Annotated in this window: 12 protein-coding genes; 11 read left to right on the top strand and 1 reads right to left on the bottom strand. The window is 65.7% G+C overall.

The features are described from left to right. The first annotated feature begins 33 nt into the window (after positions 1 to 33). Positions 34 to 1,650: a glycosyl hydrolase family 28 protein gene (locus C5B91_RS16460; RefSeq protein WP_304999689.1), complete on the top strand. Its 1,617-nt coding sequence runs from the start codon at positions 34 to 36 to the stop codon at positions 1,648 to 1,650. A 169-nt stretch (positions 1,651 to 1,819) separates the two neighbouring features. After that, complete coding sequence (locus C5B91_RS16455; protein ID WP_004972082.1) at positions 1,820 to 2,236, top strand: heme-binding protein; 417 nt, start codon at positions 1,820 to 1,822, stop codon at positions 2,234 to 2,236. Between the two features lie 84 nt (positions 2,237 to 2,320). Here C5B91_RS16455 and C5B91_RS16450 read toward each other — a convergent pair whose 3' ends face one another. Continuing rightward, entirely contained in the window at positions 2,321 to 3,184 is an 864-nt protein-coding gene (locus tag C5B91_RS16450) for an SMP-30/gluconolactonase/LRE family protein (protein ID WP_049968831.1), read from the bottom strand. A 745-nt stretch (positions 3,185 to 3,929) separates the two neighbouring features. Here C5B91_RS16450 and C5B91_RS16445 point away from each other — a divergent pair. From C5B91_RS16445 to C5B91_RS16405, 9 genes are read left to right on the top strand one after another with little or no spacing between them, the layout of a single operon-like run. Continuing rightward, positions 3,930 to 5,675, top strand: a complete 1,746-nt coding sequence (locus C5B91_RS16445) for an ABC transporter substrate-binding protein (protein ID WP_008096973.1) — start codon at positions 3,930 to 3,932, stop codon at positions 5,673 to 5,675. Beyond that, positions 5,672 to 6,703 (top strand): ABC transporter permease, encoded by a 1,032-nt coding sequence (locus C5B91_RS16440; RefSeq protein WP_008096974.1) that lies wholly within the window; start codon positions 5,672 to 5,674, stop codon positions 6,701 to 6,703. The genes C5B91_RS16445 and C5B91_RS16440 overlap by 4 nt, the downstream gene beginning before the upstream one ends. Continuing rightward, positions 6,700 to 7,599, top strand: a complete 900-nt coding sequence (locus C5B91_RS16435) for an ABC transporter permease (protein WP_008096975.1) — start codon at positions 6,700 to 6,702, stop codon at positions 7,597 to 7,599. Before C5B91_RS16440 ends, C5B91_RS16435 begins: the two co-directional genes overlap by 4 nt. Then, positions 7,596 to 8,708: an ABC transporter ATP-binding protein gene (locus C5B91_RS16430; RefSeq protein ID WP_049968702.1), complete on the top strand. Its 1,113-nt coding sequence runs from the start codon at positions 7,596 to 7,598 to the stop codon at positions 8,706 to 8,708. Before C5B91_RS16435 ends, C5B91_RS16430 begins: the two co-directional genes overlap by 4 nt. Further along, positions 8,701 to 9,774 carry an ABC transporter ATP-binding protein gene (locus tag C5B91_RS16425; RefSeq protein WP_008096977.1) on the top strand — a complete coding sequence of 358 codons (1,074 nt, stop codon included), beginning with the start codon at positions 8,701 to 8,703 and terminating at the stop codon, positions 9,772 to 9,774. Before C5B91_RS16430 ends, C5B91_RS16425 begins: the two co-directional genes overlap by 8 nt. Then, positions 9,771 to 10,862 (top strand): DUF917 domain-containing protein, encoded by a 1,092-nt coding sequence (locus C5B91_RS16420; RefSeq protein WP_008096978.1) that lies wholly within the window; start codon positions 9,771 to 9,773, stop codon positions 10,860 to 10,862. Before C5B91_RS16425 ends, C5B91_RS16420 begins: the two co-directional genes overlap by 4 nt. Further along, complete coding sequence (locus tag C5B91_RS16415; protein ID WP_115820052.1) at positions 10,855 to 12,399, top strand: hydantoinase/oxoprolinase N-terminal domain-containing protein; 1,545 nt, start codon at positions 10,855 to 10,857, stop codon at positions 12,397 to 12,399. Before C5B91_RS16420 ends, C5B91_RS16415 begins: the two co-directional genes overlap by 8 nt. Beyond that, positions 12,399 to 13,487 carry a DUF917 domain-containing protein gene (locus C5B91_RS16410; protein WP_049968705.1) on the top strand — a complete coding sequence of 363 codons (1,089 nt, stop codon included), beginning with the start codon at positions 12,399 to 12,401 and terminating at the stop codon, positions 13,485 to 13,487. Before C5B91_RS16415 ends, C5B91_RS16410 begins: the two co-directional genes overlap by 1 nt. Then, positions 13,484 to 14,599: a DUF917 domain-containing protein gene (locus tag C5B91_RS16405; protein WP_115805588.1), complete on the top strand. Its 1,116-nt coding sequence runs from the start codon at positions 13,484 to 13,486 to the stop codon at positions 14,597 to 14,599. The genes C5B91_RS16410 and C5B91_RS16405 overlap by 4 nt, the downstream gene beginning before the upstream one ends. Positions 14,600 to 14,622 lie beyond the last annotated feature (23 nt).

The raw sequence follows: 14,622 nt of genomic DNA, 5'->3' as shown, positions 1-14,622 counted from the left end.
TATAAAGATAGGCCACCGCGACGGTACGGGTACATGCCACCCGCAGCGAGTGCCTTCGACGTGACAGCCTACGCCGACTCGACCGACGACCTCCAGACCGAGGCGTTCCAGACGGCCATCGACGACTGCTCGGAGTCCGGCGGTGGAACCGTCACCGTCCCCAGCGGGACGTACACCGTCGGAACCGTCCATCTCCGAAGCAACGTGACGCTCTATCTGGAGGCCGGCGCGGTCGTCAGCCCCGCGAAGGACGAAGCCGAGTACACGGACAAGTTCATCGGCCCCGACAACGAGCGCATCTTCTTCCTCGCCGAGGACGTGGAGAACGTCACCATCGCCGGCGAGGGCGAGTTCGACGGCCTCGGAACCGAGTTCATGCGGATGGACACGCCGATTCAGGGCCACTCCAACGAGAGCGCGTCGCACCCGCTCATCTCGAACGGTCCCCACGAGGCGCGACAGGGCGACGCCTACCTCTCGCGGACGAAGGGGACCGAGGGCTGGCCCGTCGCGAAGCCCGACTTCCGCCCCGGTCCGATGTTCCGGTTCAACAACTGTACGAACGTCCGCATCCGCGACGTGACCATCCGCGACATGCCCGCGTGGACGCTGTCGTTCCACGGGACCGAGGAGGTCGACATCCGCGGCGTCGACATCCTCAACCACCTGCTCATCCCGAACTGCGACGGCATCGCGCTCGGCGACACGAAGAACGTCCACATCTCCGACTGCACCATCCAGTCGTGCGACGACAGCATCACCTTCGGCGCGCGACCCGACGAGCCGGTGACCTGCGAGGGCATCGTCGTGACGAACTGCACGCTCCGGTCGAGCGCCTGCGCCATCAAGTTCGGGTCGGGCACCGACGACACGATTCGCGACTGCCTGTTCCAGAACATCGTCGTTCAGGAGTCGAACCGCGGCCTCGGCATCCAGCACCGCGACTCGGGCGTCGTCGAGAACGTGCTTTTCACCGACATCGTCGTCAACTCCAACATGCTCCCCGGCCCGTGGTGGGGCAAGGGCGAACCAATCTACGTCACGTCGGTTCCGCGCGACGACGACACCGACCTCGGCGGGATTCGGAACGTGCGCTTTTCGAACATCGTCGCGCGCAGCGAGAACGGGGCGCTCGTCTACGGCTCCGAGGGCTCCGACATCGAGACCGTCGAGTTCGACAACGTCCGTATCGAACTCACCGGGAGCGAGCACGCCGACGAGGTGGGCGGTAACTTCGACCTCCAGCCGAGTTCTGTCGTCACGCCAATCTTCGCCAACGACATCGCCGGCGTCCACGTCGAGAACGCCCGCGACGTGACGATGCGCGACGTGACCGTCGAGTGGGACGACAGCGGCGACCTGCCCGACTACTACCGGAGCGGGCTGGCCTGCGAGGACGTTGACGGCCTGCTCGTCGACGGCTTCGTCGGCCGACAGGCCCACCGCGACGACGACGCGGCGGCGATTTCGCTCGTCGACACGACGGACATCACGGTTCGGAACTCCCGGGCGACAGAGGGGACCGAGACGTTCCTCTCGCTTTCGAACACGGACGGCGAACGCCTGTTCGTGAACAACGACCTCATCGACGCCGCCGACGCCGGCGACGTGGAGTCGTTCGAGCGGTCGGGGAACGCCCTCCCGCGGTAACCCGTACGTTCAAGCCGACGCGACAACGATAGACGAACGCGAAAACGCGTAGGCGAGTCCGCGGCGTTCGATTCGGTTCAGATAGCCGTATCACCGGCTGTGTCCGCTAAGACGGCTGTTCTCCCCGTGAACGGTGGTTTTTTGCCCCGAGCGGTCGACGGTCGAGTCGATGGTTCAAGAGCTAACGCTAGCCGAAGCCAAGACGATTCTCGACGCGGCGGAGGAGAAAGCCGAAGAACTCGGCGTCCCGCTGAACCTCGCGGTGACGAACAGCGAGGGGAACCTCCTCGGGTTCCGCCGGATGGACGGCGCGAAGCTCGTCGCGAGCAACATCGCACAGAACAAGGCCTACACCGCGGCCGCGGTCAAGAAGCCGACCCACGAACTGAAGGAAGGTGCCGAACCCGGCGGCGACGTGTACGGCCTCCACACCACCGACAACGGTCGCGTCGTCGTCTTCGGCGGCGGGTTCCCCGTCGAACACGACGGCGTCGTCGTCGGCGCGGTCGGTGCGAGCGGCGGAGCGGTGTCCGAAGACATGGAAGCGTCCCAAGCGGGGCTCGAGGCGTTCGAACCGCTCCGCTGAGACGCCCGCGTCGGAGTCGCCGAGTTCGGGTTCGGTTCCGACGACACCCAATCCAGCGTATCTGTCCTCACGGTCCCGTTTCGGTCAGAAGCGAACGTACGCCGAGCGGTCGGTCTCGGCCGCGTAGAGACACCCCGTCATGTCCGCGACGTAGAGCGTCGAACCGTCCGGACCGCCGAGCGTGCAGTTCGTCGGGCGGTTCTCGGGGAACGGGTGGCGTTCCAGCACCTCGCCCGACGGGGAGAAGACGTAAATCGATGGCCCCGGGCCGCTTTTTTCCCATCCGGCGCAGGCGACGATTTCACCCGACGCCGTGAGCGTCATGCCGTCGATACCCCGGTGGTCGCCGAAGTCGTGTAGTATCTCGCGGGGGCCGAGCGACCCGTCGTCCCGAATCGGGTAGGCTCGCAGGTCGGTCTCTTGGTCCGGGCCGTAAGTGCATTCTGCGACGTACAGTCGCGTCTCGTCCGGCGAGAGGAGGATACCGTTCGGACGGTCCATCTCGTCGGTGAGCTGGACGAGTCGCCAGTCGTCACCCGGGTCCGGTCGCTCGGCCCGGAAGACGGAAGTGTGGCCGAGCAACCCCCGGTCCTTGTCGTCGGGGTCGGTGAACCAGACGTCGCCGTCGCGGTCGATTTCGAGGTCGTTCGGCCCGTTGAGCGGCGTTCCTTCGAACTCGTCGACGACGACCGACGCGGGCTCGTCCGGGGCGAGCACGGCGATGCGGTGGCCCTCGGACCCACAGGCGTACAGCTCGCCGCCGAGGCCCTCGTGAAGCCCGACTGCGCCGGCGGTCGAGTCGATGTAGACGCCGGTCTCCCCCGTCTCGGGGTCGTATTCGAGGACCTGATGCTCCGTTATCTCCGTGAATCGAACCGCGTCGCCGGTCCAAATCGGACCCTCAGTCGCCCGGAACGGACCCGCGACTCGCTCGAACTCCCATGCCATCGAGTGGTCGTTCTTTCCACGGAGACTTAAACGTCGTCCGACGGGCTCGAAGTCGGTCGCTCGGTCGTTGGGTTCCATTTTGTCAATTCTAATTCCAATTTTAGAAACAAGACGGGGAGAACTGTCGCAACAAAATCGACGCAGCACTGTCCGAATTCCGGATCCCGTCACAGAACAGAACCCGAAAAATAGTACAAATATCTTGATAATTTTCAAAAACAACCATAAATACATCATGTTGATTTTCCGAGTGGAATATATTTTAGAAATATTTTCCCACATATAGGCCTTAATTAAATTATTTTATCCATATTAAGTCAGTTTTGTATTCCAAATATATTGTTTTTGCAAGTATTTATTCTGATTTAGATATGTCTCGCATAGAAATACCAATTAAGATTTTAACATAGTATTTTGATAAGAATTCGTGAGTCACCAACCGGTAACGATATCCTCGGAAATCGCGACTCGTCGCGGAGGCGAAGGTGAATCGCGGATGCGCGTGTGAGAGAGTAGTCGACGGCGGAGAAACCGACCCCGGTCGTTCCCCGCGACAGGACGTGGTTCCGTAGAGGTGGGCGGTGTCGGTCGATTACCACCGCAAGCCGAGTGGTGTGCTAGAAGACACACAACCACGTTGTTCCATATTGTTCATACAGCATTCCACTTTGAACCTAGAATATTATTTTAGGTTACTATACGGTGCCTTTATGTGCCATTGCAACTCTGTGAGAATGAGTAACGTATGTCGAGAAAGGACATCACACAGACGCGGTCGCAGGTGGGGTCGAAATCGGAGTCAATCCGCGCTCGGTTCGGAGACGCGGCGAGTCGTCGGAACTTCCTCAAGGTCCTCGGGACGGCCGGCATCGCCGGCCTCGCCGGCTGTTCCGGGGGCGGTGAGAGCTACAACGGTGAAGAGCAGACGACGGCCTCGGGCGGCGACGGCGAGGGGACGGGGACGGAGACGACATCCGGCGGTGACTCGAGTAGTTCGACGCTCCGCATGAGCGCGACCCAGCGCTTCGGGACCGTCGACCCCGCGAAGGGGACGGACTACACGCAGGTGCTCGCGTTGGTCAACCTCTACGACCCGCTCGTGTTCCCCGACACGGAGGGGAACCTACAGGGACACCTCGCCGAGGACTGGACCGTCTCGGACGACAACCGGACCTACACGTTCACGCTCCGCGAGGGCGCGACATTCCACAGCGGCAACCCCGTCACGGCGGAGGACGTGCAGTTCTCTGCCGAGCGGTTCCTCGATATCAACCAGGGCTACTCGTCGCTGCTCGGTAACGTGCTCTCGAAGGAGAACGTGACCGTCGAGGACGAGCGGACCGTGTCGTTCACGCTCGACCGCGTCCACTCGCCGTTCCTCGCGACGCTCGTGTTACTGTTCGTCGTCGACAAACAGCAGGTCCTCGACAACGCCGAGGACGGCGACTTCGGCGACCGCGGCGACTACGCCCAGTCGTTCCTCAACGACAACGACGCCGGCTCCGGCCCGTACGAGCTCGCGGGCTTCGAGCGGCAGGCCCAGATCTCGTTCAGCCGCTACGCGGACTACTGGGGCTCGTTCAAAGACGGCGCGTACGACAACGTCGTCGTCCAGATCATCACCAACGACCCGACGGTTCGCTCGCTGATGAAGACGGGCGAACTCGACATGTCGAGCCAGTACCAAAGCGAGGAGACCTACGAGGCCCTCGCGGCCGAAGACGACATCCGCGTCGAGTCGGTCCCGACGGTGACGACGTTCTACTTCAAAATCAACACCCAGAAGGCACCGACCGACGACCCCGCCGTCCGCGAGGCGATGGCCTACGGCTTCGACTACGAGACGGCGCGTAACGAAATCGCGCCGGGGTCGCTCCCCGCGCAGGGGCCGCTCCCGACGTCGTTCGGCGTCCACAACGACGACATCGTCCAGCCGACCTACGACCCCGAGAAGGCGCGGCAGATTCTCGCCGACGCCGGCTACGAGGAGGGCGACATCACCGTCCAGAACACCTACGTGAAGGACTACGGCCTCGAAGAGAAGATGGGCCTGCTCTTCCAGCAGAACATGGACGAAATCGGCATCAACGTCGAGTTGAACCCCCAGACGTGGGGAACGATGACCGAACTCGCGACGAGCGTCGAGGGGACGCCGCACATCAACCAGGTGTTCTACGGTCCGGTGTACCCCTCGCCGGACACGGTGTTCTACAACCAGTACCACTCTGAAGCCGCCTCGACGTGGATGAGCATGGAACACCTCGAAGACGAGGCGGTCGACTCCCTCATCGACGAAGCGCGCTCGACGGTCGACGCCGACGCCCGCGCCGAACTGTACGCCGAGGTGCAAGAGCGCATCGCGAACCAGTTCCCCGCCCTGTTCATCTTCGTCCAGTCGAAGAAGCACGCCTTCGCGGACGACGTGAAGGGCTACACGTTCCGGCCGTCGATGAGTTTCGACTACTGGTTCCCCGACTTCTACCAAGAATGAAGTACTGGCAGTACCTCGTGCGCCGGCTCGCGGGCATCCTCGTGAGTCTCATCGGCCTGTCGATAATCATCTTCACCACGTCACGAGTGCTCCCCGGGAACCCCGCGCGGATGGCCCTCGGCGCGCTCGCATCCGAAGAACAGGTGCAGGCGCTCGCCGCCGAGATGGGACTGAACAAGCCGATTCCCCTGCAGTACCTCGACTACATGCGAGGGCTGCTCGTCGGCGACCTCGGGACGAGCCTCGAGACCAAGCGCGCGGTCAGCACCGACATCGTCTACTACCTGCCGGCGACGCTCGAACTCATCACGGTGTCGATGTTCCTCACCGTCGTCATCGGGATTCCGCTCGGCGTCATCGCCGCGCAGAACAAAGACGGGCTCACCGACAACGCGACGCGGCTCGTCGCGTTCTTCAGCGTGAGCGTACCCGGCTTCTTCATCGCAATCATGTTCCAGTTGCTGTTCGGCTACCTGCTCGAATGGCTCCCCATCACGGGGCGGCTCGGCTCGGAGTTCGGCTCGGGCGTCTCGCGGTTCACGGGCTTCCTGCTCGTGGACACCCTGCTGTCCGGGAACCTCGCGGCCCACGTCGACGCGTGGGCGCACATCATCCTCCCGGCGCTTGCGCTCTCGCTCGCCGGTATCGGACAGGTGATGCGCATCACTCGGTCGAGCATGATAGACGTGAAAGACCAGGACTACGTCGAGGCCGAACGCGGCTTCGGCCTCCCCTCGTGGCTCGTCACGTACAAGTACACGCTCAAGAACGCGTTCATTCCGACGCTCACGATTCTGGGGCTGTTGTACGCCTCGCTTCTGGGGAACGCGTTCCTCATCGAACTCGTCTACTCGTGGCCCGGTCTCGCGTCCTACGGCGTCACCGCGGTGCTGAACAACGACTTCAACGCCGTCGTCGGCGTCACGATGACCATCGGCGTCGCGTTCGTGAGCATCAACTTCCTCGTCGACGTGCTGCTGGGTCGCGTTGACCCGCGCATCAGACTGGCGATGGAGGAGGCGACATGAGCGCCGAGTCCGCGGGCGTCCTCGACCGGTTCGTCTCGGCCGAGCGCCGCGAACTCTGGCAGCGGTCGTGGAAGCGCTTTACGAGCAGGCCGATGAGCGTCATCGGTCTCGGAATCATCATCGCCATCATCTTGCTCGCCGTCTTCGCGCCCGTCGTCGCGCCGTACCCCGAACACGCCGGGAAGTTCACCGACTTCTCGAACACGCTCCAGCCGCCGAGCCTCGACCACCCGCTGGGGACCGACCACGTCGGCCGCGACGTGCTCTCGCGAATCCTCTTCGGCTACCGGCTGTCGCTCATGCTCGTGGGCGTCGTCCTCGGCTTCGGCGTCCCCGTGGGCGTGCTGCTCGGCCTCGTCGCCGGCTACTACGGCGGCTGGGTCGAGACGATTATCATGCGGGCGACCGACACGGCGCTCGCCTTACCGCCGCTCGTGATGGCGTTGGCCATCACCTCGGCCTTAGAGCCGACGCTGACGAACGCGATGATAGCTATCGCGGCGCTGTGGTGGACGTGGCACGCCCGCCTCGTCCAGAGTATCGTCGCCAGCGAGCGCGGCGAGGAGTACGTGCAGGCCGCGAAGCTCGCCGGCGCGAGCACCCCGCACATACTCTTCCGGGAGATTCTCCCGAACACGCTGTCACCGATTCTGGTCAAGGTGACCCTCGACGCGGGCTTCGTCATCCTCATCGGCGCGGGCCTGTCGTTCATCGGCGTCGGCGTCCAGCCGCCCCAGCCCGGCCTCGGGACGATGGTCAGCCAAGGAACGTCCTACCTGCCCGACTCGTGGTGGGTAAGCGTCTTCGCCGGGCTCGCCATCTTCGTCCTCGTGATGGGGTTCAACATGCTCGGCGACGGGCTGCGTGACCTCTTCGACGTGGAGGTGAACCGATGAAACTCGACGAGCCGGTCGCCGAGAACCCGCTTTTGACCGTCGAGGACCTCGAAGTCGGCTTCGAGTCGTTCGACGGCTTCGCGGAGGTCATCGACGGCGTCAACCTCTCTATCGGCAAGGGCGAGGTCGTCACCATCGCCGGCGAGACCGGCTGCGGCAAGTCGGTGACGATGAAGTCCATCCTCCGCCTGCTCAACCAGCCGCCCGCCCGCGTCAGCGGCGAAATCACGTTCGACGGGACGGAGCTGCTGTCGCTTTCGGACCGCGAGTTCGAGCGCGTCAAGGGCCAGCGGATGAGCCTCGTCTTCCAGGACCCGATGTCGAGCCTGAACCCGACGTTCACCATCGGGGAACAGCTCACCGACACCGCGCAGTTCGGCGGCGACAGCGACACGGGCGTCGTGGAGTTCTTCCGCCGCCGCTTCAGCGGCGAGCGCAACGAGGCGCGCGAGCGCGTCTTGGAGATGCTCCGCGAGGTTCAGATGCCGGACCCCGAGAACATCATGGACTCGTACCCGTCGCAGCTGTCCGGCGGGATGCGTCAGCGCGCGCTCATCGCGCAGGCCCTGCTGAACGAGCCGGACCTGCTCATCGCCGACGAAATCGGTACCGCGCTGGACGTGACGATTCACGACCAGATTCTCGACCTGCTGAAGGACCTCATCGAGAACCACGACCTGAGCGTCCTGATGATCACCCACAACCTCGGCGTCGCTCGACAGGTGAGCGACCGCGTGTACGTCATGTACGGCGGCCGCATCGTCGAAACCGCGCCGACAGACGAGCTGTTCGAGAACCCGAAACACCCCTACACGCAGGGGCTCATCGCGTCGATTCCGCGCCTGACGGGCGACGAGATGGCGACCGGTATCGACGGCTCGATTCCCGAGTACCTCGACCCGCCGCCGGGCTGTCGGTTCGCGCCGCGGTGTCCCTACGCCACCGCCGAGTGCGAGCAGGCCCGCCCGGAGATGTACGAGCGCGGCCCGCAGACCGGTGTCGAGTGCGTTCTCTACGACGAGGCCGTCCCGGCGTCCGAGCGGCCGACCGTCGAAGAGACCCGGAGCCACATGACCCGGCGACCGGGCAAGCAGAAGGGGGGTGACTGACGTGTCCGAACCCCTGCTCGAAGTCGACGACCTCGAGAAGTACTTCCCCGTCAAAAGCGGCATCATCAAGCGCACGTCCGACTACGTGAAGGCGGTCGACGGCGTCTCGTTCGACATCGAGCGCGGCGAAACCCTCGCGCTCATCGGCGAGTCCGGGTCCGGAAAGAGCACCGTCGCGCGGACAATTATCGGCCTGACCGGCGCGACCGGCGGGACCGTCAGGTTCGACGGCGAGGACATCACGAACGCGACCGACGAGCAACTGGCTCGCCTCCGGTCGCGCGTCCAGATGGTGTTTCAGGACCCCACGTCGAGTCTGAACCCACGGCGGACTATCGGCAAGTCGCTCGCGGTCCCGCTGAAGGCCCGCGGCGTGGCGACGTCCGACCTCCGGGAGCGCGTGGTCGACCTGCTCGAACGCGTCGAGTTGAACGACGAGTACTGGAACAAGTACCCGCACGAACTCTCCGGCGGGCAGAAACAGCGGGTGAACATCGCCCGCGCGCTCGCGGTCGAGCCGGAACTGCTCTTGCTCGACGAGCCGACGAGCGCCCTCGACGTGAGCGTGCAGGCGAAGATTATCGCGCTCCTCGAGGACTTACAGGAGGAGTTCGGACTCACTTACCTGTTCATCACCCACGACCTCTCTCTGGTCCGCAACTTCGCCGACGAGACGGCCGTGATGTACCTCGGCGAGATTCAAGAACGCGGCCCCACGGAGGAGGTCTTCCAGCGGCCGCGACACCCCTACTCGCGGGCGCTCCTCTCCGCGATTCCCGTCACGACCGACGAGGAAGAGGCGTACAAGCCGCGACACGAACCGCTCCGGGGCGAAATCCCGAGCCCGCGGGACGTTCCCACGGGCTGTCGGTTCCACACGCGGTGTCCCTACGCGACGGACGCGTGTTCGACCGACGAACCGCAGTTCGTCGCGGTCGACGCCGGACCCAGCGTCCGGTGTCACATCTACGACGAGGCGTACGCCGACGCGTTCGACGACGTGCCCGAGGTGGCCGTCGCGGCGGTCGCCGACGAGACAGTCGCATCGAACACCCACGAACCATGAAGATAACCACAGACAACATCGACGACTTCGCCACCGGCGCGACCGTCCTCGGGACCGGCGGCGGGGGCGACCCCTACATCGGGAAGCTGATGGCACAGCAGGCAATCGAAGAGCACGGCCCCGTCGACCTCATCGACCCGCGGGACGTGCCCGACGACGCGCTCGTCATCCCGAGCGCGATGCTCGGCGCACCGACCGTGATGGTCGAGAAGATGCCGAAGGGAACCGAGGCGCTGGCCGCCTTCGAGGCGCTCGAAACGCACCTCGGACAGGAGGCCTACGCGACGATGAGCATCGAGGCGGGCGGGCTGAACAGCACCGTCCCCATCGCCGTCGCCGCCGCGCTCGGGCTTCCCCTCGTGGACGCCGACGGCATGGGCCGGGCGTTCCCCGAGGTGCAGATGGTGACGCTCACGATGGGCGGCGTCAGCGCCACCCCGATGAGCATCGCCGACGAGAAGGGCAACTCGCTTCTCGTGAACACCGTCAGCAACGAGTACGCCGAGGCGTTCGCCCGCGTGACGAGCATCGAGATGGGCGGCGCGTGCATGATAGGCACCTACGCGCTCTCCGGCTCGGAGGTCCGCGAGCACGCGATTCTCGACTCGATGTCCCTCGCCCACGACATCGGCGAGGCGATTCGCACCGCCAAGCACCGCTCGCAGGACCCCGTCGAGGCGGTCCTCGACCTCACGGACGGCTACGAACTGTTCGCGGGGAAGATAACTGACGTGGAGCGCCGGACCGAAGGCGGCTTCGCGGTCGGCGAGGCGACCCTCGACGGCATCGACGACTGCGAGGGCCGGACGTTCACCCTCGACTTCCAGAACGAGAACCTCGTCGCCCGCGACTCGGAGCGCGGCGTCGTGGCGAGCACCCCCGACCTGATTACCGTCCTGGACGCCGAGACGGGCGACCCCGTCACCACCGAGCGACTCGCCTACGGCCACCGGGTGCGGGTCATCGGGATGCCGTGTTCGCCGAAGTGGCGGACCGACGAGGGACTCGACCTCGTCGGGCCGGGGTACTTCGACTACAGCATCGACTACGAACCAATCGAAACTCTCCAGCAACCCAAACATGACTGACTACCGAATCGGAATCGACGTCGGCGGCACCAACACGGACGCCGTCGTCATGGACGGCGACGACAACCTCCTCGCGAAGACGAAGACCCCAACCACGGAAGACATCACGTCGGGCATCCTCAACGCCCTCGACGTGGTCCTCGACGACAGCGGTGTCTCCGAGGACGAACTCGACTACGTGATGCTCGGCACCACCCACGCGACGAACGCCATCACGGAGCGCCGCGGCCTCAACGAGGTCGGCGTCATCCGCATCGGCGCGCCCGCGACCCAGAGCATCCGGCCGCTCTTGGAGTGGCCCGACGACCTCGCCGAGGCAATCGGCAACAACGTCGCCATCCTCGACGGCGGCCACGAGTTCGACGGCCGCCTCCTCAACGACCTCGACGAGGAGCAGGTCAGAGCGCAGGTTCGCGAGTTCGCCGACGTGGACGCCTTCGCCGTGACGAGCGTCTTCTCGCCCGTCCGCGACGACCACGAGACGCGGGTCGCCGAACTCATCCGCGAGGAGGTCGGCGACGACGTACCCATCTCCGTCTCGAACGAGATCGGGAGCGTCGGCCTGCTCGAACGTGAGAACGCGACAGCGCTCAACGCCGCGCTCACCAGCGTCGCCTCGGAGGCCGCGAACGCCTTCGTCGACGCGATGAACGAACGCGGCATCGACGCGAACCTCTACTTCGGCCAGAACGACGGGACGCTGATGAGCGTCGACTACGCCATCCGCTACCCCATCTTCACGGTCGCCAGCGGCCCCTCGAACTCGGTCCGGGGCGCGGCGTACCTCTCCGCGGTCGAAAACGGCATCATCGTCGACGTGGGCGGCACGACCACCGACGTGGGCGCGGTCACCGAGGGCTTCCCCCGCGAGAGCAGCGTCGCCGTCGAAATCGGCGAGGTGAAGACCAACTTCCGCATGCCCGACATCATCGCCATCGGCATCGGCGGCGGCTCCATCGTCTCGACCGACGACGGCGTCACCGTCGGCCCCCAGAGCGTCGGCTACAAACTGACCGAGGAGGCGAAGTGTTTCGGCGGGGAGACGCTGACCGCGACCGACCTCGAAGTCGCCGCCGGCACCATCGACATCGGCTCCGAGACGCCGGACGTCGACGGTGAAATCGTCGAGGCCGCCCGCGAGTACGTCAGAGAGCGCGTCGAGCGCGAGGTCGACCGCATGAAGACGAGCGCCGACCCCGTCCCCGTGGTCATCGTCGGCGGCGGGAGCATCCTCGTCCCCGACGACATCGCGGGCGCGAGCGAGGTCCACAAGCCCGACCACTACGAGGTCGCCAACGCCGTCGGCGTCGCCATCGCGCAGGTCTCCGGCGAGGTCGACCGCATCTACAGCCTCGACGAGATGGACCGCGAGGAGGCCATCCAGCACGCGAAAGACGAGGCCACCGACAACGCGCTCGCCGCCGGCGCGGACGCCGACAGCGTGGACATCGTCGACGTCGAGGAGGTCCCGCTTTCGTACCTGCCCGGCAACGCGGTGCGAATCAAGGTGAAGGCCGCCGGGGCGCTCGACCACTGATGACGGTCGAAATCGGCGTCGAGGAGATAGAAGACATCGCGCTCGGCGCGACTGTCCTCGGCACCGGCGGCGGGGGCGACCCCCACGTCGGCAAACTCGTCGCGAAGCAGGCCATCGAGGAGTTCGGCCCCGTCGAACTCCTCCCCCCGGACGAACTGGACGCGGACGACTTCGTCATCCCGACCGCCCAGATGGGCGCGCCGACCGTCTCGGTCGAAAAGCTCCCGAGCGGGCGGGAGGCCGTCGCCTCGATGGAGCGAATCGAGCGCGAACTCGGGAAGACCGCCGACGCGACGATGCCGATCGAGTGCGGCGGCATCAACTCGACGTTCCCCTTCGCCGTCGCGGCCCGCCGCGGACTTCCCGTGGTAGACGCCGACGGCATGGGACGCGCCTTCCCCGAACTCCAACACGAGACGTTCAACATCTACGGCGTCAGCGGGACGCCCGCGGCCGTCAGCGACGAGCAGGGGAGCACCTGCCTCATCGAGACGGAGGACAACGACCAGTTGGAGTGGCTGGCCCGCGGCGTCACCGTCAGGATGGGCGGCGTCGCCTACGTCTCGGACTACCCGATGACCGGGACGCAGGTCAAAGAGACCGCCATCCCCGACACGATGTCGCTCGCGAAGAACCTCGGTCGCGCGCTCCGACTCGCCGAAGACGACGCGATGAGCGCCATCCGCGAGGTGACCCGCGAGTCGATTTACGGCGAGGCGCGGTCGCTGTTCGAGGGGAAAATCGTAGACGTTCAGCGCCGCACCGAACGCGGGTTCGTCTTCGGCCACGTCGATATCGACGGCCTCGACGGCGACGAGGGCTCGACGATGCGCATCGAGTTCCAAAACGAGAATCTCGGCGCGGCGGTCGACGGGAGCTACGTGGCGACCGTCCCCGACCTCATCACCGTCCTCGACCGCGAGACGGGCGGTCCGATTCCGACCGAGAGCCTCCGGTACGGGGCGCGAGTCCGCGTGCTCGGCATCAGGACGCCCGAGATAATGCGGACGCCCGCCGCGCTCGACGTGTGGGGGCCGGCGTCGTTCGGCCTCGACGCGACCTACGAACCACTCGCGGACCACCCATGAGTTTCGACATCCCACACCTGACGGAGATAACGCTCGACGACCTCGAAGCGCTCGGCACCGGCGCGGGCATCCTCGGCACCGGCGGCGGCGGCAACCCCCGCCTCGGCCGACTGCGCCTGCAGACGCTCCTCGAAGACGACGCCTACCCCGACTCGGTCGAACTGGTCGACCCGCGGGACCTGCCGGCCGACGCCACCGTGGCGAGCGTCGGCGGGATGGGCGCGCCCACCATCAGCGTCGAGAAGTTCGCCGGCGGCGACGAGGAAGTGCAGTCGCTTCGGGCCATCGAGGAGCTTTCCGGCGAGACGGTCGACGCGCTCATCCCCGGCGAAATCGGCGGCGCGAACAGCATGGCCCCGCTGTGCGTGGCGGCGATGACCGACCTCCCCGTGGTCGACGCCGACGGCATGGGCCGGGCGTTCCCCGAGCTACAGATGGACACGTTCTTCATCTACGGGACGCCCGTGAACTACGCGGCGACGACCGACGAGCGCGGCAATCAGGTCGTCTACCGAGACATCGACTCGGCCAAGCGCCTCGAAGACCTCGCGCGGGCCATCACCGTTCAGATGGGCGGCCGCTCGGGCTACGCCTTCCCGCTCATGACCGGCGCGTTCGTCTCGGAGTACGCGGTACCCCACACCGTCTCACTCGCCACCGAACTCGGGCGGACGGTCGAACGCGCCCGCGACGCCGGCACCGACCCCGTCGACGCCGGCCGCGAACTCCTCGGCGGCGAGGAGCTGTTCGCCGGCAAAATCGTGGACGTACACCGTCGCAACCGCGACGGCTTCGCTCTCGGGAGCGTCACGCTCACCGGGTTGGACGAGGACGCGACCCTCGAAATCGAGTTCCAAAACGAGTTCCTCGTCGCGCGGGACGACGACGGCGAGCTTCTCACGACCGTCCCCGACCTCATCTGCCTCGTCGACACCGACACCGGCGCGCCGGTCATGACCGACGCCCTGCGGTACGGCCAGCGCGTCCGCGTCCTCGGCGTGCCCGCGCCCGAACTGCTCACGACGCCCGAGGCGCTCGACGTCATCGGCCCCGAAGCGTTCGGCTACGAGATCCCCTACGACCCACTCCCGCGGGACGAGACCGGGTGGTGACGACGCAGTCGCCGCAGTCCCAC

It is taken from the genome of Haloferax sp. Atlit-10N, assembly GCF_003586325.1.
Classification (GTDB): Archaea; Halobacteriota; Halobacteria; order Halobacteriales; family Haloferacaceae; genus Haloferax; species Haloferax prahovense.
The sequence above is the reverse complement of the archived record's forward strand: the minus strand, read 5'-3'. Positions and strand labels throughout refer to the sequence as shown.